Source organism: Paraburkholderia sediminicola (genome assembly GCF_902859805.1).
GTDB classification, from domain to species: Bacteria; Pseudomonadota; Gammaproteobacteria; order Burkholderiales; family Burkholderiaceae; genus Paraburkholderia; species Paraburkholderia sediminicola.
This window is the reverse complement of sequence record NZ_CADIKC010000017.1, coordinates 37577-58071: the sequence shown is the minus strand read 5'-3', so window position 1 is coordinate 58071 and position 20495 is coordinate 37577. Positions and strand designations below refer to the sequence as shown.

18 protein-coding genes are annotated in these 20495 nt (G+C 60.4%); 6 read left to right on the top strand and 12 right to left on the bottom strand.

Going from position 1 to position 20495, the window contains the following annotated elements; genetic code table 11:
* Positions 1–9 precede the first annotated feature (9 nt).
* Together R8871_RS35420 and R8871_RS35415 are read right to left on the bottom strand one after the other, a co-directional pair.
* On the bottom strand, positions 10–2151 hold the full coding sequence (locus R8871_RS35420; RefSeq protein ID WP_175054561.1) for a DEAD/DEAH box helicase family protein: 2142 nt from the start codon (positions 2149–2151) through the stop codon (positions 10–12).
* Positions 2152–2470: 319 nt separating this feature from the next.
* Positions 2471–3121 (bottom strand): DUF3800 domain-containing protein, encoded by a 651-nt coding sequence (locus tag R8871_RS35415; RefSeq protein WP_175054560.1) that lies wholly within the window; start codon positions 3119–3121, stop codon positions 2471–2473.
* A 794-nt stretch (positions 3122–3915) separates the two neighbouring features.
* Between R8871_RS35415 and R8871_RS35410 the strand changes: the two genes are divergently transcribed.
* The gene (locus R8871_RS35410) at positions 3916–4656 is read left to right on the top strand and encodes a hypothetical protein (protein WP_175054559.1); all 741 of its coding nucleotides are present in this window, start codon (positions 3916–3918) and stop codon (positions 4654–4656) included.
* 2 nt (positions 4657–4658) lie between these two features.
* The gene (locus R8871_RS35405) at positions 4659–6587 is read left to right on the top strand and encodes a phage integrase family protein (RefSeq protein WP_175054558.1); all 1929 of its coding nucleotides are present in this window, start codon (positions 4659–4661) and stop codon (positions 6585–6587) included.
* 431 nt (positions 6588–7018) lie between these two features.
* On the opposite strand, the gene R8871_RS35400 is transcribed toward R8871_RS35405, so the two are convergent.
* A complete protein-coding gene (locus tag R8871_RS35400) occupies positions 7019–7993 on the bottom strand; it encodes a ParB/RepB/Spo0J family partition protein (protein ID WP_115783787.1) in 975 nt (324 codons plus the stop codon).
* Positions 7990–9207 carry an AAA family ATPase gene (locus R8871_RS35395; RefSeq protein ID WP_175054617.1) on the bottom strand — a complete coding sequence of 406 codons (1218 nt, stop codon included), beginning with the start codon at positions 9205–9207 and terminating at the stop codon, positions 7990–7992. The genes R8871_RS35400 and R8871_RS35395 overlap by 4 nt, the downstream gene beginning before the upstream one ends.
* Positions 9208–10429: 1222 nt before the next feature.
* Between R8871_RS35395 and R8871_RS35390 the strand changes: the two genes are divergently transcribed.
* The 3 genes from R8871_RS35390 (at position 10430) to R8871_RS35380 (ending at position 13048) form a co-directional block, all read left to right on the top strand.
* On the top strand, positions 10430–11926 hold the full coding sequence (locus R8871_RS35390; RefSeq protein WP_175054557.1) for a replication initiation protein: 1497 nt from the start codon (positions 10430–10432) through the stop codon (positions 11924–11926).
* Between the two features lie 205 nt (positions 11927–12131).
* Positions 12132–12572 carry a type II RES/Xre toxin-antitoxin system antitoxin gene (gene parS, locus R8871_RS35385; RefSeq protein WP_175054556.1) on the top strand — a complete coding sequence of 147 codons (441 nt, stop codon included), beginning with the start codon at positions 12132–12134 and terminating at the stop codon, positions 12570–12572.
* The gene (locus R8871_RS35380) at positions 12572–13048 is read left to right on the top strand and encodes an RES family NAD+ phosphorylase (protein ID WP_175054616.1); all 477 of its coding nucleotides are present in this window, start codon (positions 12572–12574) and stop codon (positions 13046–13048) included. Before parS ends, R8871_RS35380 begins: the two co-directional genes overlap by 1 nt.
* Before the next feature lie 212 nt (positions 13049–13260).
* Here the strand turns inward: R8871_RS35380 and R8871_RS35375 are convergent, their stop codons facing one another.
* The 8 genes from R8871_RS35375 to R8871_RS35340 form a co-directional block, all read right to left on the bottom strand.
* Positions 13261–13716, bottom strand: coding sequence for a hypothetical protein (locus tag R8871_RS35375; RefSeq protein WP_246287982.1), 456 nt, complete (start codon positions 13714–13716; stop codon positions 13261–13263).
* 488 nt (positions 13717–14204) lie between these two features.
* Positions 14205–14471, bottom strand: a complete 267-nt coding sequence (locus R8871_RS35370; protein WP_007731376.1) for a hypothetical protein — start codon at positions 14469–14471, stop codon at positions 14205–14207.
* A gap of 35 nt (positions 14472–14506) precedes the next feature.
* Complete coding sequence (locus R8871_RS35365; RefSeq protein ID WP_175054554.1) at positions 14507–15235, bottom strand: DUF7673 family protein; 729 nt, start codon at positions 15233–15235, stop codon at positions 14507–14509.
* 4 nt (positions 15236–15239) lie between these two features.
* Positions 15240–15476, bottom strand: coding sequence for a hypothetical protein (locus tag R8871_RS35360; RefSeq protein ID WP_175054553.1), 237 nt, complete (start codon positions 15474–15476; stop codon positions 15240–15242).
* Between the two features lie 447 nt (positions 15477–15923).
* Positions 15924–16286 carry a single-stranded DNA-binding protein gene (locus tag R8871_RS35355; protein WP_175054552.1) on the bottom strand — a complete coding sequence of 121 codons (363 nt, stop codon included), beginning with the start codon at positions 16284–16286 and terminating at the stop codon, positions 15924–15926.
* 46 nt (positions 16287–16332) lie between these two features.
* The gene (locus R8871_RS35350; RefSeq protein WP_097397482.1) at positions 16333–16632 is read right to left on the bottom strand and encodes a hypothetical protein; all 300 of its coding nucleotides are present in this window, start codon (positions 16630–16632) and stop codon (positions 16333–16335) included.
* Between the two features lie 51 nt (positions 16633–16683).
* On the bottom strand, positions 16684–17517 hold the full coding sequence (locus tag R8871_RS35345) for a DUF932 domain-containing protein (RefSeq protein ID WP_175054551.1): 834 nt from the start codon (positions 17515–17517) through the stop codon (positions 16684–16686).
* 62 nt (positions 17518–17579) lie between these two features.
* Positions 17580–17993, bottom strand: a complete 414-nt coding sequence (locus R8871_RS35340) for an antirestriction protein (protein ID WP_171929560.1) — start codon at positions 17991–17993, stop codon at positions 17580–17582.
* Between the two features lie 220 nt (positions 17994–18213).
* Here R8871_RS35340 and R8871_RS35335 point away from each other — a divergent pair, with 220 nt between their 5' ends.
* Positions 18214–20271 (top strand): ParB/RepB/Spo0J family partition protein, encoded by a 2058-nt coding sequence (locus tag R8871_RS35335; protein ID WP_175054550.1) that lies wholly within the window; start codon positions 18214–18216, stop codon positions 20269–20271.
* Positions 20272–20495 lie beyond the last annotated feature (224 nt).

Genomic DNA, 20495 nt, shown 5'->3' with positions numbered 1-20495 from the left:
GATGTTTGATCAGTGTGCGGTGGGCTGCGGCGCGTCACCGCCGTCGTCCTTGGGCAAAGGCTCGTTGAAGAGCGCAGTGTTCAGGCTGTCGAGAAAAGCTTGGATTGCGTCGCCGCCACCGAACACCCGTCGCGCTTCTTTCAAGCCACCCATCTGGTTGAAGGTATGGAAGAAGGCGAAGTGCTCGGGTAGCAACTCCGTGAGGTCGTCGGCGTTGGCGCGGATCTGCGCGCCGAGGATGCGCAGCCAGCGGTCCTGTTCTGCCTTCACGGTCTGCTGCAACCGCCACGCCTCGAAGCGGGCGCCCAGTTCTTCGGCGCGCTGCTGCGAGACCTCTGGGAACTGCATGTTCCCGTCTTCGTCCATGGTGATCCACTCGCGCGTGGTCGGGTCGATGTGATCGTCCACGTCCAGCGACAGCAGGTGCGTCGGCTCGTACTTCTTCGTTTGCGGCGTCTTCGATATCACGATGCCCCCCTCGCCGACCGCATCCTCGTCGCCGTGGTACGCCACCACGCCCACGAAGTCGAAGATTGTGAAGACCGGCTTGTTCTTCGCCTTGCGGGTGCCGCGACCGCGCATTTGCTGGTACAGGATCGCGGAACGCGTGAAGCGTGCGAATACCAGGTTCACGACGTCCGGGCAGTCGAAACCCGTGTCGAGCATATTTACCGACACAAGGATTTGCGGGAACTTCTCTTTCTTGAACCGCTTGATCTTCGCCATCGCGTCGACCGTGTCGTCTGGCCCTGCGCCCGACACCACGTAATCAGCGATGCGCACGTCCGGCGACGGCTTTTTGTCCGCGAACTCGGCGTCGAAGAGGTTCGCCAACGTCTCAGCGTGCTTCTTGTTGACGGCGAAGACGATGGTCTTGCCGATCAGCGGCATCCGCAGCACGCCCTTGTGGTCCATGAAGCCGTTCTGCAACACGTCGCGGAACTCGCGGACGATCGCGCGGTTGCGTTCGGGGATCGTGAAACGGCGCTCGAGCGCGGCCGGGTCGATCATGATCGGGCCGCGGCTCGCAAACAGTTGCTCGAACTCGGCGGAGGTCTCGTCGTCCATCGTGGCCCAATCGAGATCCTTGCGATGCACTTCGAACCCGCCTTCCGCAGCCGTTTTCACGGTTTTCGCCGCGTAGACCTGATACGGCACGAGCCAGCCGTCTTGAATGGCGTCTTTCAGTTTGTAAGAGACGGTCGGCTTATCGACCTCGAAGAACCGCAGCGTGTCCCGCACGAACTGCTTGTCTTCCTCGTCGGCCTGCGCGTCGTCGAGATTGGCGACGCAGGGCGTGGCCGTAAGGCCAATCTGCACGCCATCGAAGTATTTGAGAACGCCGGACCATTGCCCGTAGATGCTCCGGTGGCACTCGTCCGAGATGATCAGATCGAAGTAGCCGGACGAATACTCCGTGTAGACGTTGATCATGCTTTGCAACGTCGTCACGGTGATCCGCTTCTCGTCCTGGAACCGGCGCCCCGCGCGCAGGACGTACGCCGGGTAGTCTGGCAGGTGTTCCGCGAACGCGTCTTCCGTCTGCTTCGCCAACGGGATGCGGTCTACTAGGAACAACACGCGCGTCACCGCGTTGGCCTCGAAGACCCGTTTTATCAGGGCGGCTGCCGTCCGCGTCTTTCCGGTTCCGGTCGCCATTTCGACCAGCAACTTGCGCCGGCCCTGCTGCATTTCCGCGCAGAGCTTGTCGATGCCCTTGATCTGGTAATCCCGCTCCACGATCTTCTGGTCGATCGGCACGGACAGCAGTTCCTTGCGGACGGTCAGGCTCGCAAAGCGACGTTCAAGGTCGTCTTGCTTGAAGAACGTCTTCACTGGATGGGGATAGGCTTGCTGCTGCCATTCCCAAAAGAGGACTTCGGCGCCGTTCGTCAGAAAGATGTACGGGACTTTCAGGTGCTCCGCGTAGCGCTTTGCCTGCGCCGCCGCGTCTGCCGGGTTCGTCGTGAAGCGCTTGGCTTCGACGACAGCCAGCGAACGCCCATGCCGGTCGCATAAAACGTAGTCGGCACGCGTGCCGTCGGTCATCACCACCTCGTACCGCACCTGCGTCGGGTCGGTGGTCTTCCAACCCTGATCCGCCAGCATGGCGTCGATCATCACCCGGGAAAACGCTTCGTTTGTTGTCATGTCCTTGAGCCGTTGGGACTTTTGTCTATTTTAAGGGTGCGCGTAACGAGGCGGTAAGATTTTTCCCTGTCGGCGCGCGTCGCTGCCGATATCAAATTTTGCAATGGGAAGGTGGGGCTTGATCCTTCGCTGCAGCCGTATCGAGGTGGCACCGGTGAGTCGAACTGCCGCAGCGGCTGCAATTAAGTTAAGAGCACCCATTGGATGCTTGGGGTTCGAATGTCTGAGGGCGGTCGATCAGCGAGATTCGAACCGCACACCTCGCAGGCCTCGCCCATCGAGCGCGTTCCTGACTGCCGCGGGGAGCCGCGCATGGCGGTTAGAAGAACAGCCAGCGCTGCGCAATACTCGGCGATGCCGACTTGTAGGCGTCGCCGTTGCGGTGCTCATGATGCGCCCAGACGATACCCGCCATCCAGTCGACGAACTGTAGGGAAAAACTGTCCCTACTTTCCCACGGCGTGGTCTGCAGCATGGTCTCGGCGCCGCAGCCCGCGAGTTCGGTGCAGAGATACTCGTGCAGTGAATGCTTGAGTTCGATCTTCAGGGAACGGGCGTCCGGAATGAAGCATACCGAATCGTATTCGCTCATGACCTCAAGCAGCAGGAGCTTCGCCATGAAGTTGTAGAGGCCGTTGGGCGAGCGTCGGAACGCGCTGTTCGCCTTTTCCTTGCGGACAGTAATCGTGACGAAACGGATGTCCGGACGCTTCGCGCGGATCTTCGCGAGTTCGCCGGCGAAAGCCATCCGCTCACCCGACGAAAGCTGTACGGATTTAAGTTCATTGTGCGCCGAGCGGCCCCGATGCTTGTAGACCCCGCGCACGACGCGTTCAAGAACGGGCTCCGCACCGTCCGGGATGATCGCGGCGGCCAGCGTGAAGAAGCGGCTCGAACCACCCCGCTGGTAAGGCGCGTCCAGTTTCCAGCCCAGGCACCCGCTTTCGTCGAGGTAAATCGTTACGCCCAAATCAGAGTGCCCATAATAAAAATAGCCTCCCGAAGGAGGCTACTGGAAAAGGTGCGGTACCCGGACCTGACGTACTCACAGTACGCTTACGATCGCCGACGCCAATTTGTCGCAGGTGATCCGGGCATATTTAAACCGCAGCGCCGCTATGGCTTCATTATGAAGGCAGGACCGCAGTTTTTCAACCGGCGGTTGTAGCGCCCCGACGGAGCCACCATTAGGCCGCCGTGAATGCGTCCGAACTCTTTCCGCGCGACACACCTGCCTGCGGCAATCCGGATCATCGCAGCGGTCGAGGCATGACAATTCCTTCGCGCCGCGCGCCGGCCGGTCGAACGAGATCGAAGAAGCGGCATATCGAGCGGTGTCGCACTATTCCCGCTCACGATCGCGTCGAGCCCCGCTCTGCTCCCCTATGCAGGTGGCGGCCCTGTTGTCGCCAGTACTGGCGATACTGGCAACCCGTCCCTTTGCCCAAGGGACAGCCCCACTGGGCAATCCGGTCCATCCCCTACCTCCTCCCGTCACTCCGGGCAGTTCCACGGTTGCCGATGGCGCGCCGGCGATGCGAATTGCCCTGCCCTGCTTCGCACGAACTCCCTGGCGCTGGCGAGGGTGAAAACCCGACCGGTCAGAAAATCGCCACATCTGATAACTCCAGTTATCACGAATGGCGAATTTGCTTGGCAGATTCGACGCGCTCCGCTACGCTTCGCTGGAATGCCCGCCCGGCAAGGCTTTGCGCCGGCATCCCAGCGGGCGGTTTCGCGACGACCGACAACAAGGAAGTGAACATGAGCGCGATGCTCTACGAACTGACGGCGAACGCCGCGCGCATGTGCTTGCCCGTGGCGCTACCGGCCGCGGCGCCCGAAGGCTGGATCGATCTGCTCGATCACTGGCAGACGCTGCTCGGCGCGGCCATCGGTGGCGTGCTCGGCGTGGCCGGCGCCCTGATCGTCGCGCGATCGCAGCGCCGCCGCGAACAGCGCATTGCCGCCGGCATGGTGCTGCCGGACCTCCAGCAACTCGATGCGGCAGGCCAAAGTCTTCTACACCGGCTCGGTCCTCCACCAGACGCAAACACGCCGGAGCAGGCGCGCGCGTTCTTTGCGGCCGCACGTGTTGTGGATACCCTCAGGCTTCTGGCTGAACGGAGGCCCAGCGTGTTCGCCCTGCACACGCCCGCGATCGGGCAGCTTTCCGATCTCGATGCCCGCCTGTACAGCCACCTGTTTCAGTGCCAGATGGTCCACCGGCAGTTTGAGGATGCGATGGCTTCACTGAAAACCGTGCCGAGCGAACCGAAAGGTCTCGAATTGCGTCACCAGCGCCTTTATACGGACTGGGCACTCTGCGCGGAGCATGCTGCACTCGCTCGGCACTTTCTCGAACGGCTCGTGTTCTCGCCTTGGCCACGCTGGATATCCAATGCCTGGATGAAACTGCGTCCTGACGACCTCGACGACCGCTCAGCGTATCTGCTTGAGAAAGGCGAGATTCGTCCCCCGGCAGCTACCAGAAAGGCAGACTAGCCTTGAACGCATCCATCCGACGGCTAACCCGGCAGCATTTCGCACTGTACAGAGGCTGGCTGGAAGGTGCCCCGATTGAAGGGCTCCATGCCGCTTACGGCGAACCGGGTTCGGACGTTCGTGTCACGCGCCGGCTGGTCGCGACACTGCGCGATGCGCTGGCAGTCGCGGCCCGTCGCGCGCGCGACGTCGAGGCCGCTCACCTGCTGCGGCTTAAACCCGGCAGCATTCCGCTCGCCGAGCTGCACGGCCGCGACGACGTGCCGACGCTCGAGGCGTACCGCGCGCAGGTGGATCCGGACGCCGTCTACGGCGAAGCGGAGCTCATCGCGCTGTACCGGGGCGATTTTCCGCCCCCGCCCTCGCCCGCCCTTGACCGGAAAATCGCCCGCAATGCGCGACTGCGCGCCCGCCAGGCCGCGGCGCTCGAGCGAATGGAACGCGCGCTGGTTCAGGATCCTGCGCCCGAGCACCCGCTCGACGGCTGGTTCGAGCCGGCGGTCGCGGCGCGCCTCGCCGCAGCGGGACTGACCACCCTCACCGACCTGCTCGCGCTGATCCAGCGCCGCCGGCAGCGCTGGTACACCGCCGTGCCTAGGCTCGGTCCGAAGGGCGCGCAGCGCATCATCGACTGGCTGGATCTGCACGCGCGCTCGCTGCACTGCATCCTCTCGCCGCTGGCGACCACGCCGCGCCGGCAGCTCGCCGTGGGCCATCCGGTGCTCACCCGGCCGGCCGTCAGCGCCGACGTGGCGCCACTGGAGTCGCTGCGCGTACCGCCCGAACTGGATGGATCGCAGGGCCTGAACCGGGCGCCCGTGCCCGCCCACCAGGCGGAACTCGCCACCGACCTGGACGCCGTCAACGCGTGGATCGCGATCCGCGGCGAGCGCAGCGCGCACACCGCCCGCGCCTACCGGCGCGAAGCCGAGCGGCTGCTGCTGTGGGCGATCATCGTGCGGCGCAAGCCACTGTCGTCGCTCAATACGCTGGACTGCCGCGAGTACATCAACGGCTTTCTGGCCGACCCGCAGCCGGCCGGGCGGTGGATTGGCAACGGCAAGGCCGAGCGGTTCGACCCGGCCTGGCGGCCGTTCGCCAAGAAGCTACCGCCCGCGAGCCGGGAAACCGCCCGAAAGATCCTGTCGGCCATGTGCAGCTGGCTGGTGGAGGAGCACTACCTGCGGGTGAACCCGTTTCACGGGCTGCAGAAAGTGGACAGTGCGAAGCCGCTGGTCGACGTGACCGGGCGCACGCTCACGCACGCCCAATGGCGGTTTGTGCTGCAGACCGTCAGCCGGCCGCTGAACCTGCCCGGCGCCTCGGCCGCCGACCAGCGGGACTGTTTCGCGCTGCTGCTGGCGTATGCGACGGGCTTGCGCCGCACCGAGCTGGCCACCGCCACCACCGGCGCACTGTCGCGCAAGGCACTGGATGCGGCCCTCGAGGACGCCTGGACCCTGCGGGTCATGGGCAAGGGCAAGCGGGAGCGGCAGGTGCCGATGCCGCACCGGCTGATGGAGGCGCTCGCGGCATCGCTGCAGCTGCGGCCGACGCCCTGCACGCTCGAGACCGCGCCCGGCGGCACGCCGCTGATCGCCCATCTCAAAACCGGCAAGCCCCTGTCGCCCGATGCGCTCGCCCGGCTGTACAAAGCCATCTTCAAACGGGCCGCGGACGCGCTCGCGCCCACCTACCCTGGCGCCGCGGCGGACCTGAAACGGGCCAGCACACACTGGCTGCGCCACACGCATGCGAATCACGCGCTCGACGCGGGCGGCGACCTGCGGGACGTGCAGACGGGCCTGGGCCACGCCAGTCTCGGCACGACGACCCTTTACACCAAGGGCGACGCGGTCCGGCAGTACCGCGCGGTCGAGCGGTTTTTTGAGGCGGCGCTGAATGACGCTGCCGCCGCATCGCCAACCTGATCCGGCCGAAAACGGCTGAGCAGGCCGTACTATCTGCCGTCCCCATGGCCATGCCGCTAACAGGAGTTAGCGGCATTGAAGCGAAAAAAGCGGCCCGTCGGCGGCCGATCGCGCGGACCGCTTCGCGATGGGGGGCAGTGCCGCGACGGACGGCCAGACATCAACACACCCCCGCGATTCTAAACAGCAGGGATTTAGCCTGGCTGTTTTGTTTGCTCACCGACAGCAGTTTGAGTGTGTCAGTAATACTGACACGGCAGCTGTTCACCGGAGGTGCGTGCAGCTCGACACTCGGGTGAGCCCCGCAGAAGTGAAACCGCGTGTTGTTCGGTTTGGGGGCTGTGTCAGTATTACTGACACCAACCCGACGTTCTACAGGCACAAAAAAGCCCGCTCGAGGCGGGCTCTTCGATGGCGGCTGCGCCGGACGGTCAGCGAGGCTCACCCTTGTACAGATCACTTATGAGTTGCCGGATTCGAGTCTCTTGCGCCTCGGTCAACGACGCGGTTTTGATTTTGACCGTGAAATTGTTGACGTCCTTGGTTATGCTTCCAGCTTGGTCCTTGCCAGCGAAAAACTTCTCAATGAGACGCTCCCGAGCCGCTGTCCCGGTCGCGCGACGTGTGACCATGGCGGCGATTGCCGGAGCGAATTTGCCTTGGGCTAACTCGCCTTTCACCACGTCGGGCCACAATTCTCGCGCTGCCAATTCAGCGTCCGCCCCGTGCTTCTTCAGAGCAGAAACTACCTCCTCAGCTGCGTTGCAACCGAGAAGACCAGGCTGCAAATCGAGGTCATTCTTGATGAAGTCAGGCAAATTTTGAAACGCGAGAAACTGGTACAGGCCTGTGCGCGACAGGCCCAGTGATTCCGCCAAACGCTTGCGACTCGGAAACTCAGTCTCAGACCGCCGGATGGAGATGGCAACCTCATAGTCAGACAGGTCGTCCCGTCCCAAATTCTCGACAAGCGCCAAGACAATCATGTCTTGGTCGGAGCATTCGATCACTACTGTCTTGATATTCTCAAGCCCAAGCATCTTATGTGACCGCCAGCGGCGTTCCCCGGCGACAATCTGGTACGCCGACTCGACGCGCCGAACAACGATGGGCTGCATGAGCCCCACTTCGCGAATCGATTCCGCGAGCTCAGACAGTTTGGTTTCATTGAAAACTCGCCGCGGCTGCCAGGGATTTGGGACGATGGCGGAAACAGGCAATTGCGACGACGTGCCCGTCGACTCGAGTTCCTGCACTCTCAATTGCGCGGCCGCCAATGCCCCGGCCATACCCGGCGCGGTCTCTGTGCGACTCGCGCGCCGGCCAACGTCGGGGGTTCTTTCCGCCGTCGAACGAAGACCGGCGGTCTTAGCCAGCATCTGGTCACGAATATTGCCGTTGCTCATTGTGCCGGCCTCCATTGTTGGACGAACATGTCATCGACCCATCGGCAGTAGTCGACGAGCGGCTGTCTTACCCGCGCCAAGGACTTGGCCTGGCTGTGCGAGCTGCTGATGTCAAATACGGTAGTGAACGCAAGCGCGCCCGAACTCATCACGGAGCTAGCTGGAACCTCGAACTGGGAGAGCCAGTGCCGGTAAGCGCCCTGTGCCCAAGTGCGGACGACAGGAGCCGCGGAAGTGGTGCTGTAATTCACACGCGTCAGCAGGACGGACACGAAGTCATATTTTTTGTTGGATTCGTATTTGATAAAGGACTTTGCGACGTCGGAGAAAAGCCGCCAAAACGAAAGTGAGCTGAAAAAGTCGAGATTCTCCGGGACCATGGGCATCACCATCGCGTCCGCGGCTAACAGGGCGTTCAGATTCAGGTACGAAAGAGACGGCGACGTGTCCAGAATGATGTAATCGTAGTGCTTGCGCAAAGGCGCGAGCCCGTCGCGCAGCACCTGCCAGAATTTGAAGCCAGGAATCTTCATCTGCATTGCTGGGAGGTGATACTCCGCACCGACTAGCTCAGTATGAGCAGGGATGATGTCTAGCCCGTCCCAATAAGTCTTCTGCACCTTCGCCAGTAGGCCGCCCTCTACCTTCTGGTCATAGATATAAGGGAGTACCGTGTCGTCAGCAAAGACTTCCTTCTCGGCATACAAGCCACACAGCTCCGAAAGGGAAGCTTGGGGGTCGAGATCAACTACGACAACCTTTCTCCCGCGCAAGCTCAGCCCTTGGGCGAGACACATAGCTGACGTCGTTTTGGCCGAACCGCCCTTGAGCTGTGAGGTAACGATCACTTTGCCCTCAAAGTCACTCGGACCGACTACCAGCGGCGTCTGGTAAATGTCCGATACCTTCTGTACCCAGTTTCGAGCTTCAACCAATGTAAATAGACGACTACGGCTTCGGCCAGTGCCTGTCGACTGCCCCTCCGGCAACACACCGTCCCCCTTCGTTGCAAGGTATTGCACTTGCTGACGCGTCAACCCACATAGCTCGGCGACTTCTCCCGTAGTGAACACCGGCGCTTCCTTGCGCGGGCGCGGCGCTATAATCTGGTCTCGCAATTCAGTTGCATAATCGGTGACGACGTCCGCGAAATCGGAGATTTCCTCAAGCGTTACGGTTCGGTCTATCGGCATCGGTTGACTGACATTGGCCATTTCTGAGTTTTCCCTGAAAATTGAAGCTAAACGGAGAATACAGGAAAAACGCAGAAACATGCTTGTTTCATTGTCTGAATTCTGAAGAGTCGCCCGTAAGCCACTGTTTTCTATATATTCACTCACCCAGTCCCAGCGCGGACAGAAGATGAGTCTCCGCCATTGCAGGTACAAAATCTCTCACCTTTGACGAGCTACACGAGCCGAGGTGAGCGTATTCCGGTCAAGGTATTAAGAAACGAAGTAATCGGGCTGCTGCCGCAGTTAGGAAAAATCAGACATGTCGAGGCAGAAAAGCTGGCCTCCGGCACGAGAATGGCGTCTCCACACCGTGTCCATCTCACATTCGCCTTTCACTAACCACGAACCAGAGCTAAAGGTGAGAGATTGTGTACCTGGTTTGCCTAGTTGCCCATGCACCACCATATTGGGCACGAAGTTTCTCATCCTACGGATGCACGGAGGCTCGCCACGGAAGCGCATTTCCATTGGCCATCGGCGGCCGAGCGAATAGGTGGGAGATTTCGTACCGTGCGTTCCTTGTGCAATCTCAAAGCCAGACCCCGCGTACAAAATCTCTCACCTTTCGAAGAGCAACTGCAGCTAGGTCCGAGCAGCCGATGTGCTGACTGTTCCGGCCTCACTAGCGCTTGACGACGGCTGCTTTTGTGCCGCGAATTCGATGCGGCCAATTAGCAATCACCGGTCGTATCTTGCCGAAGCGCCTGTCCGCGACCATCCGCGTCATGCCCTTTCAATAGGGCAATGAACTGGTCACCCGTTTGTAGGTTGTTTTATAAAAAAACAAACCAACAAACTAACAGGGAAGATCGGGATCCTTTAAAATCAACAGGTTAACACCTGTGGGGTGAGAGTTGATGTGTCAAAGGTGAGAGATAATGTACCTCGCAGGTGAGAAATCGGAAGGGTAAAAAGTGAGACTCCGTGGACCCGAAGGTGAGAGAAGGTGCCATAGCCGGTCCTGAGGTGAGAGATTTGGCGGCAGCTCTGTGGATAAGCGGGCGGAATCCCGGCCGCGCAGAGTTTTGGGCGCACGTGTCTGAATTGACGGTGAGACTTGTTGTACCGAAGGTGAGAGATGTTGTACCCGCGGTCGTCGACGGCGCGAAAGGTGAGACGCATCCATTGACATCTCACCTTTATATGCTTAGAGTCTGCTGAAATTTTGGCTTAGGAATAGCTGCATTTTCAGGGAACAGGCATGGCCAGCAGCGTCGAACGGCGAGTGACCCCGCTTCAATATGCGCTTGACCTTTTCGTCGAAATGGCGCCGACACGCGGGTCTATCAATGAGGCCGTCTCTGACAAGGATATCGGCTATCAAAAGAACCGGGTCTTTGCCCGCATTATTGGCCTCGGTCTATCCGCTAGGCGTTTCGTTGACGCCGCCTACTTTATCGTCGCGCAGGAACCTGAAATCCAGGAAGCCTACGATGTCACCCTCAGCTTTTTCAAATGGCTGATGCGCTATGACAGTAAAAACAAGAAGCATTTTTCCAGCGTCATTCGTAGCGTCAAATCTTCCATGCTCGAAGTGACAAGCGCGCCAGTCTTGTCGGTCGATTCGGCTGGACGGATGGTGGAAGAGTCCGTTGAAAGCGGTGAGGAAAAGGGCAGGGCAGTCGATGATGAGGCGGATGACCACGACTTGGTGGTCGAAAATGAGGATGGCGACTGGCTTGAGCTGATAGGCCGCGTCAGTGTCAGAAATGGTCGGATTCGATTCAGGGTGCCGGTTGAGCTGCAACGCCTCATCAAGGACCCCCAGAACTCTTACTGGACTAGCCTGTTAATCACCTCGAGATTTACGCTTATCTATGCGCGCGCAATCTACGACCATGTCCTGCCATTTGTTCCGAACGCGGTAACGGAGTGGCTGCCGCTGGACCTCGTTAGAAACCTGCCCGGAAAGTCATGGGCAAACAACGCTGAATTCAAATACTTCAAGCGTGATTACCTAGAGCCAGCCGTGAGCCAAATCAACGAGCTGTCTGACATCGAGCTCTCGTATGAAACCCGGGCAGGGACGCCGGGTTCGCGAAAGAAAGACCAGATTCGCTTCAGGCTCAAGCGCAAGGAGGCAGCTGTGGCCTCCAAGGCGGATATGCTCAATTCGGTAGCGCTTTTCATGACACTGCAGAACGAATTCGCGCTGTCCGAAAAGCAGTTTGAGACAATCGCGCAGAACCGGGCAGTGTGGACCGATGAGCGCATTCAACAGGCCATCGAATACACCCGGTGGAGAATCCGACAGGGCGACAAGATTAAAACGGCTGCGGGGTACATGATGAAAGCCCTTTCGGACAACTACCGAGTGTCCGAAGCCGATAAGCAGGTTGAGTTAATTCAGGCTCAACTGGTTGACGCGGCGACGGTTCAACAGGAGTCCAATTCCAACATTCAAAAAGCGGTAGCTGCCAACTTGGCGGCAGCTAACGCCGCAGCCGAACAGCGTCGACACGAAGAGATTCGCCTCGCGCGCGAATACTTTGACACGGCAGACAAGAAGAAACGGGAGGACCTTGTCCGCAAGTTTGTCGCATCGAGCACTATGGGGCTCCGGGCGATTGAACGTCAGATGCTTAAACCTGCGCAGGTAACAGAGGCGAACATCCTGACCTTTCCGGATATCGCCAATACGTTTGGTTCCTTTGTTGCCGGCGAACTTAGAAAGGCCGCGCGCGTGCAACGCAAGTAGAGGCAAAGGTGCACTTCCTCCGTCTCGGGTACAACATCGCGTTCAAATTACAAACACGTTCATGGCACACCCCCCAAGGGGTTTTGGCGCGATCTCTCGCTGAAAGTAGCCGGCAGTCCAGCCCGGACCGGCGATGCCCTGGCAGCAACTACCGTCTGTGCCATTTTGGTATAAAATAGATGCCAAATGGCAGGAGGTGAAGCCGATGAACGTCATCGAAAAGGTATCAGCCGATTCATTGCTGGGAGGCCAGTCGGTATTTCCGCGTTCTCCCCGATCCGGCCTTGAATGGGTGGAGGTCGTCCGCCACGGCATTTCGTCGCGGGCGCTGGACGCGATGCTCAAATCCATCGGACTTTCGCAAGCAGAACTGGCGCAGGCGCTCGATATCCCGGAGCGTACCTTGGCGCGTCGCAAGCGGGAAGGCGTGTTGAGCCGTGAGGAGTCAGCCAAGCTGCTGCGACTCGCGCGTGTCGCCGCGCGCGCTGCCGAGGTGTTTGACGATCTCGACCTGGCACTCGCCTGGCTTAAGACGCCGGTTGCTGCCCTGGAAGACGCCACGCCACTGAGTCTTGTCGATACCGACATCGGCACCGATAGCGTGATGGATACGCTGGGACGCATCGAGCATGGCGTGTTTGCGTGATGTTCACGGCATGGCGAGTGGTGACTGAGCGATATGCGGATACCGCTTTTTCTGGAGAAGGAGCGCGATTGTACGGTGGCCGGTGGAACCCCAAAGGCGTCGCGATGGTGTATACGGCGCAGACGCAATCGCTCGCGCTGCTCGAGATGTTGGTCCAGGATTCACCGCTGCGCGCCCGCTATGTGATGATCCCGGCCAGTATCCCGGAGAAAATCGTCGAACGTATCGATCCCGCCAGTTTGCCTCGCGACTGGCGGGACATTTCAGCGCGGGCCGAACTGCAGCAACTTGGATCGGCGTGGGAGCGGAAGCGAACCAGCGCCGTGCTGGCTGTTCCCAGTGCGGTCGTTCCTGCGGAATCCAATTATTTGCTCAATCCCAATCATCCGGACTTCGCGCTCGTCGTGGTTGGAACGCGTGATGAGTGGTTGACCGACCCCCGGTTATTGCGGCGCGCGGCTGCAAAGGGATCGTGACGAGCATCTCGTGTGGCGGTGGCAAGCGGACGACGGCGTGTGATCAACCAACCCGCCGGCCATGCTGCGCGGGGTGCCGCCATTCAAGGTGCATGTGTGTTGTCAAAACCGGTTACATCATGCGTTCAGGGACGTAGCCAGTCATGCACCACTGGCGGAACCGGTCCTGCAGGATCTTGAACTGGCTCGTGCCGATCCAGTCAGTGGGGGGATTATTTTTCGTTACGGTCACGGTCGATGTAACGGTTAAATGCGGCTTCGTCGTCGTAAAGTGACCTCGAAAACGTGTGGTCGGCCCAGTCGATCAGGCGCTCGATCACCGCGCGCCGGGACAGGCCGAAGTGCGCGACCAGCCGCTCCAGCGCGAAAAACTGGGTGCCAGTCATCGTCAGGTTCAGACGCCGCTCGCCAGAATCGGCGTCTTCCTGACGCGGAAGCCGTCCGAGGACCGCCGCCGCATCGGAAAGGGCCTGGGCGGACGGCTTCGCCCGTGACACAGTTTCAAGCTCGCGCCGCGCCTGTCCCAGTTCACCACGCAGCTGCTCGCACTCCCGCACCAGGGCGTCATGGACGTCGGCAGGCGGAGGGGTATTTTTCGTTACAGTAACGGATTTTGTGCGCGCGCCATGTCGGGCTCGCCACGCTGCCTGACGTTCGGCGTTCGACATCGCATCCGGCTTCCGTGGCCGGCCACGGCCACGCTTTTTAGTGGTGCCGGTTACCTTGTCGTTTGCCGGTGAAGGCATGATCCATCCAAGTGCGGTTGACCACATCTATTTTACGTTATTCATAACGATAAATGTGGTATTTCGTTACGCGTAACGTAAATGTGAACAAGCTGCCTTGCACGGTATGTATTCATCCGGACAGATGGTTGCAAGTGTCGGGTCCCTGCCCGGGTGTCGTTCCCCGGAGAGGATCGCTCACGGCGCAAAGCCGATTGCAGCCCGGCATGGCATCGCTTTATCTTTTTTCGTTTTGTTACGTGACACACTCGGGGAGGCCGTCAGGGAAGAGGGCATCTGAAGATTCGGAAATACTGGGATGGCCCCAGCCTCGCGTACGTAAACGTCCGAATCTTGAGGGACACCCCGATCAGTCGCGACCCCGGCGTGATACAGGAACCGCAGGATTGCGAATCATCAGCGTATCGAGGCTATTCTTCTGTTTCCCAGATGTGGCCAAATCCGGCGGCATGGCAGAGTAGCGCCCATGCGGAATAGGGGATTTCATTTTCGCCGCTGATCCAACGACGTATCTGCCGCCCGCTTTTGTCAGCGAGGTCCAGAAATTCCGCTGCACTACGTCCGGTAAAACCGGCCAGCCGGACTACCTCCTGGATTTCAGCTCCGGTCGGTTTGGCCCAATAGATCGCGGGCTGCAAGCATTCGCGTCGGATTGTCGTGGTTGTATCAACTGCCATATGCGTTTCCCCTGGTACTCTTACGTTCGTCTCAACTACTGGCCCATAAGGCGTGCGCCCGGAATCGAAAACCACTGCGGCCGCAGCTCGCCTGCCTTGATGTCGAGTGGCTCTTCGTGCCACTCACGCGGTCGCCCCGCGATGCAGGTCGATAAGATCACGGCTATACGCTCCGAGTCGCCAGCTGAAAAGTGTAGTTCGATCGGCAACTGGCGTGCAGGGTCCCCGTCAATCGCCACCACCAGCGTCATATCGCGATAACCTGGTGCTTCCTGATTCGTCACATAGCGGGCCTGATAGCGTTCGCCATGAACCGGCGCCGGCGCGGGCCGTTTGTCGAGATTCCAGCGCGTGATTATCTGCTGCCAGCGCTGCTCACCGCCAGGAAAATAGCCGCGCACTTTAACAGTCGGGCGGTGGTCGAGTCGCAGCACGGCGAGACAGTGCTCGAACAGATCTTCTTCCGGCGCCCGCAGCGCCGTTAGGTCGAAACGGTAGTCGGTGCCGTTGTACAGGCCCGCGAGAAATTCGGCGACGGTCTCCGCCTGTTCGGTGTCGCCTTCCGGCATGTCAACGGGCTGCGGGAGCGAATCGAGGCCGCCTTCACGATCGCCAGCGCGGATCTTCGCTGCGCGCTGCGCCCCCGTCTGGCCGCCGTGCGCGTTCGCAAAAAACTCGGCGATGGTGTGCTGGAACGCCTCGAGGAGGTGCTCGGGCACGTCGCTGGTAATCCGGTGCGTTTTCGGCCGAGGCGGAATGTTCATGGTGTTACACGGAGTAGGGGACTTCGACCGCGTACCCGCGGTCGGTGATAAAAGCGGCGATGCCGAACGGCACCGTTGCATCGAGGGCATCGGCCAATGCAAGCCCGGAAACCATCCCGCGGAAATGTTCGCTACTGTACCCAACGCCGGTTCCTCGCTTCCGATCGCGCCAGGCCACAGCCATGTGTACCTTAAGACGTGCCAGTCCGTCGGCGCCAGCGTAAATCGTTCTGCCTTCCATCTCTGATCCTGTTGATTGAGCCCGTGTATGCGATCGTACGTCACCGCCGGCGTCGGCGGTCCGCAAGCCGATCCAGTATCCAGCCCCCACGGCTTCGCCGCGGAGGAAACACGCAGCCTCCGGCTGCTTGACGACCCCGGCTGCGGTCTGCCTGCGCCGTACCGGATCGTCGCGGCGCTACTGCGCCGCGACGGCGCGCTCCCCACGCCTACCGGCGCGGGTCCCCGGGCGCCTCGATCCGGGCGCACCGGCGCGCGCGTGACGCCTGCGGTTATTCGGGCTCAAGGTTTGGCAGGAAGGGGGTGCCCTTTCCGGACGGCTGGGACACGCATGCCGCTGAGGCTATTTCGGGCAGGCATGAGCCGGAAGGAACCACCGCAGCCCAGGGTCTCAGCGTCAACTCCTGCATTGGTCAACAGCCCCGGCATGGACCGGGGCCGACATGCATCATTCCTGACGCCGCGCGAGTTGCGCCCGCTTGAGTTCGCCAGGCGCGCCGAAGTCGAAGTTATCGACCGTGAAGTTGTAGCCGTAACGTTCGATGCCTTCACCGTCCGTGAAATCGTTGTTCGCCAGCTTTGCCTCAACGATCAGTTGATCGCCCTTCAGAACGTTTCTGGCGATGGCCTCACCGCGCGACCCAAAGGCGGTGAACTGGATTCTCACCTGACGCTCTTTCGCTTCGCAGCTGCCTTCGTCGCGACCGGCGTACTCGTTGGAAATCAGGGTGAATTTCGTCACCTTCGAATCACCGTGATTCGCAAGCACTGGGGCGGCGGCAACACGGCCCGTAAAGAAAAGCTTGTTCATGATTGGTACTCCTTAAAGTTTGAATGAAACAGAGGGCGACTTTCGTTCAAAATCCTGATTCGGGTAGGGCAGGCTGCGGGGCACGGGGTGGCACACGATGAAACTCGGAGAGAGCGTTGCGGGCTATCGCGCGCAACTCTTCCCGGTGCATGTCGATTGGGTGCCCGTCGCGGTCCAGCATGTTGGCAATCCGGTCGAGTGCTTCTGCGGAGCGCGCTGCGGCATCGGCGGACAAGGCCATGCGGAACAGTTCCGCGCGGACCAGAGAACGATCGCCGTATTGATAGACGGCCAGCAGCGGAAGGAGGGCGGTCAGCCACGTTGGGCGGATGTGAGCGGTATCCATGTCGGTTTCCATAGTTGAGGTCATGCCCGGCCCGAAGGCCGGGCGCACCTGTCAGCCGCGCAGGCGGCACAGTTCGTCGGCGAGCACCCAGAGGGCGCGGTTGAGCCTGATGTTCTGGTCAATGCCGGTCACGGCGCGGGTTGTGGTTGCCCGCCCATTCGCATTACGACCGCGCAGGCCGCCGTTGATCATGTTTTCCTGGACGCGATTGAATGTCGTCCACAGGTCCGCTCCGCGATCCTCCATGCGATGCGGTGTTAAAAGTTGCTGGTCAGTGATGGGCGCGGGCTTCCCGTCGTCGTACCGCAGCGCAAGCGCGGCCCGCGCGAAAGCGGTCTGTTCGCCGTTGGTCAATGCCAGACCGGCCATCCCCTCGCGCTGATGGGTCGCTGCCTCAAAGCTGTCGAGCACCTTGAACGCTCCCTCGATTACCTGGCCGACCACGTCGCCCTTATGAGGCACGCGGATATCACCAATGGTGTCTCCGCAGACCATACCGTTCTGGCACACAAACCGGAACATCCCGGCGAGCATCTGGTAGCTGCTGCTGCCATCATGGCTGTTCAGAAGGATGATTTCGTTGGCTTCGCGGCCCGTGATCTGGTCGGCGTGGCGCAGGCGGACCATATGTTTCGTGTGTGAGCGCTTGTCGTCGGCGCGTACGCGGGTCTGACAGGCCATGAAGGGCTGAAAACCTTCCTTGCGCAGGCCGTCCAGCACGTCGCTGGTTGGAATGTAGGTGTACCGTTCCGAGCGACTTTCGTGCGCGGACAGCGCGAAGATCGACGGGGCAACCTCTGCAATCTCATCATTCGTCAGCGGGCGATCCGAACGTGTGCCAACTGCGTTGCGTCCGAAACGGCTTGTCAGGTAAGTGGTATCCATGCTGTTCCCCAATATCAGGATCAGCCCCAGCCCACAGGCCAGGGCCGTGAGTGGTCAATGCGTCAGTCGATGGCGCGCAGAATGTTGGCGGCCTCTACGTGCTGCGCCGCGTAGGCCCGCAGCGCGTGGTAGTGGTCAACGATCCTGTCATCGCCGCACTTTTCCGCCAGATGGCACAGGGCAAACAGCGTGACGACGATACCGAACGCGTCAGCGCCCATCGTGTCGCTGTAGCCGTTCATGTGCCACCGCACATGTACCCGTCCGCAGTTCGCTGGAGCCATATAGAAGCCGCCGTTCGACAACTGGAAGAAGTCCCACGAACCGCCCTTGTAGGCACTCGAAAGGCGCGTAGCCCAGTCGAACACCAATGCCTCGCCCCGAAGGTATTGCGCGCCCAGGTAGTGAGGAAGGAAATTCAGACGCAACTCATCGACAACGACTGCCGACGAGATTCTGGTTTCATTGTCAATCACGGTTATCTCCGGAAATGGGCCGCAGCGAAATGCCGGGCCACGCTTTTATATTAGGTCGTATTGACCTTTATATCAAGATTTTAACGATTCTGTTTTTCAATTCTAAACATATGTCAATTTAAAATATAAATCGGATAATTTAATTATATAAGGGCAATTAGACCTATCATATCCATGTGGCCCGGCATTCCGCTGCGGCCCATTTCCGGAGGCATCCATAATGGAAGTCGTTGAAATCCGTGTAACTGAATCCGTTCTCGAAGCTAACTTCGGCAACGAAGCGCAGATCGAATACGTCCCGTACGGACGGCTGTGCCGATCACCACTGAATGTCCGCAAAAAGGCATCCACCGGCATCGAGGCGCTGGCCGGGACGATTGTGGGGAATGGACTGATGCAGAATCTCGTCGTGCACCCTGTCAAAGGGTCGCGCGCGAAGCAGCCGAAGCTTGGGGTCTGCGCCGGTCAGCGGCGTCTCGCCGCGCTCGATCTGCTGTTCTCGCAGGGCAAAATCACTAAGGACTTCAAGGTGCCGGTGCTGATCGTCAGTGATGGCGAAGCCGTCGCCGCGTCGCTGATCGAAAACCGCGAACGCGAGACCATGCATATCGCGGACGAATGTGGCGCGTTCCGGCTGCTGACCGAAGAAGGCAAGAGCATTGCGCACATTTCGGCATTGTTCAAGGTCTCGGAAATGGTCGTGCGCCGTGCGCTCAGGATCGCAAACCTGTCGCCGGTGCTGCTCGATCTGCTGCGCGACGACAAGCTGGACTATGAGCAGGCGAAGGTGCTTGCACTGGCCGACGATCACGCGACGCAGGAGCGCGTGTGGACTGACGCGCAGACGCCCTGGCTGCGCCGTCCTGCCGAACTGCGCGCAGCGCTGACGAAAGCGGAGCTCGACGCCAGCGAGAATCCGCTCGCGAAGTTTGTCGGGCTGGACGCTTACGAGGCCGCAGGCGGTTTTGTGCGTCGCGATCTGTTTTCCGACGACCAGAACGCCGGATACATCGCGGACGCGGACCTGTTGCACCGACTTGCGACTGACCGCCTGATCGAGCTATCCCAGGCCGTGGCTGCTGAGGGTTGGTGTTTCGTGGAGACGCGGACCCGCTGTGACCAGGCCGAACTGTTCCAGTACGACCGGATTGCATCGACCTCACGCAAGCCGACCAAAGCGGAAAAGGCCGAGCTTGCGAAGCTTGTTGCCACGCGCGACGAGGCGAAGGCCGCACTCGATGCGTATTACGCCGATCAGGACAGCGGGGAAGACGAGGCGCTTTGGGAAAAGCTGGACAACGCGCTCAACGATGCTTCGGCTGCTGTTGACGCCTATACCGAGCGCTTTGAAACATTCGCCGCCGACGACATGAAGCAGGCCGGTGCGTTCGTCGCCATTGACGAGGACGGAAAGGTGCAGATCACGCGTGGCCTGCGGTGCCGGGAAATCAACGACGCAGACGCGGGCAGTATCGCTCACTTCACGCATGCGCAGCGAAATCGCGACCTGCCCACGAAGGCCAAGCCCCTGCATGGCGAAAAGCTGTGCAAACGGCTTACCGCGCACCGCACGGCTGCGGTACAGATCGAGCTTGCGCAGCAGCCGACCGTTGCGCTGGCCGTGCTGATGTACCGGATGATTCCGGCTGTGTTCAATGACGTGTACGGACAGTCATACATCGACCATGCGGTGCGGATCGACGTGCATACGTCGCGCGATGCGCTTGTGTCGAACGCCGACGACATGGCCGACAGCGCTGCATGGAAGGCGCTTGAAGTTGAGCGGGCGAAGTGGAGCCGGATGCTGCCGAAGCGCACCGATGAACTGCTCGCGTGGCTGCTGCAACAGGACGTGGACGTGATGTCAAACCTGTTTGCATTCTGCGTGGCCGCGACGGTAGACAGCATCAGTCCCCTTGACCGGGCGCACCCGGTCAACGAAGTGGCGAACACGCTGGAACTGGACCTCACGCGCTACTGGAAGCCAACGCGTGCAGGGTATTTCGAGCACGTCCCGAAAGATCGTATCGTGACCGTTGTCGGCGAGACGGTTTCGCCGCAGGCCGCAGGCGAACTGCGCGGGATGAAAAAGGGCGATGCCGCTGCTGCCGCCGAGCTTCGCATGACGGACTCGGGCTGGTTGCCGGAAGTGCTGCGCAACCGTGAGGTGCCGGAACACGTCACGTACGGCCATTGGGAGGATGACGGGGAAAGCAATGCCGATAGCACGCAGGATGAGTGCAACGACGGGGATGCGGAGGAAGCCGAAGTCGCCTGAGCCGTGATGCACTTCGCGTAAGTGCGGGTTGTCACATGCCGCCGTCCGGGTGAAAGCCCGGGCGGCTTTTTGCTTTACGGGTTCTGCACAGGAAAAAAAAGCCGGTACGCAGACCGGCTTTCCGAGGCTCCTGCCGCGTGCCTTTGGGGACCAGGCCGCGGCAGGGCGATTGTGCCAGGGAGCACGCCTGAAGGCGCCGCGTTTTGCGCAACAGAATGTAACTG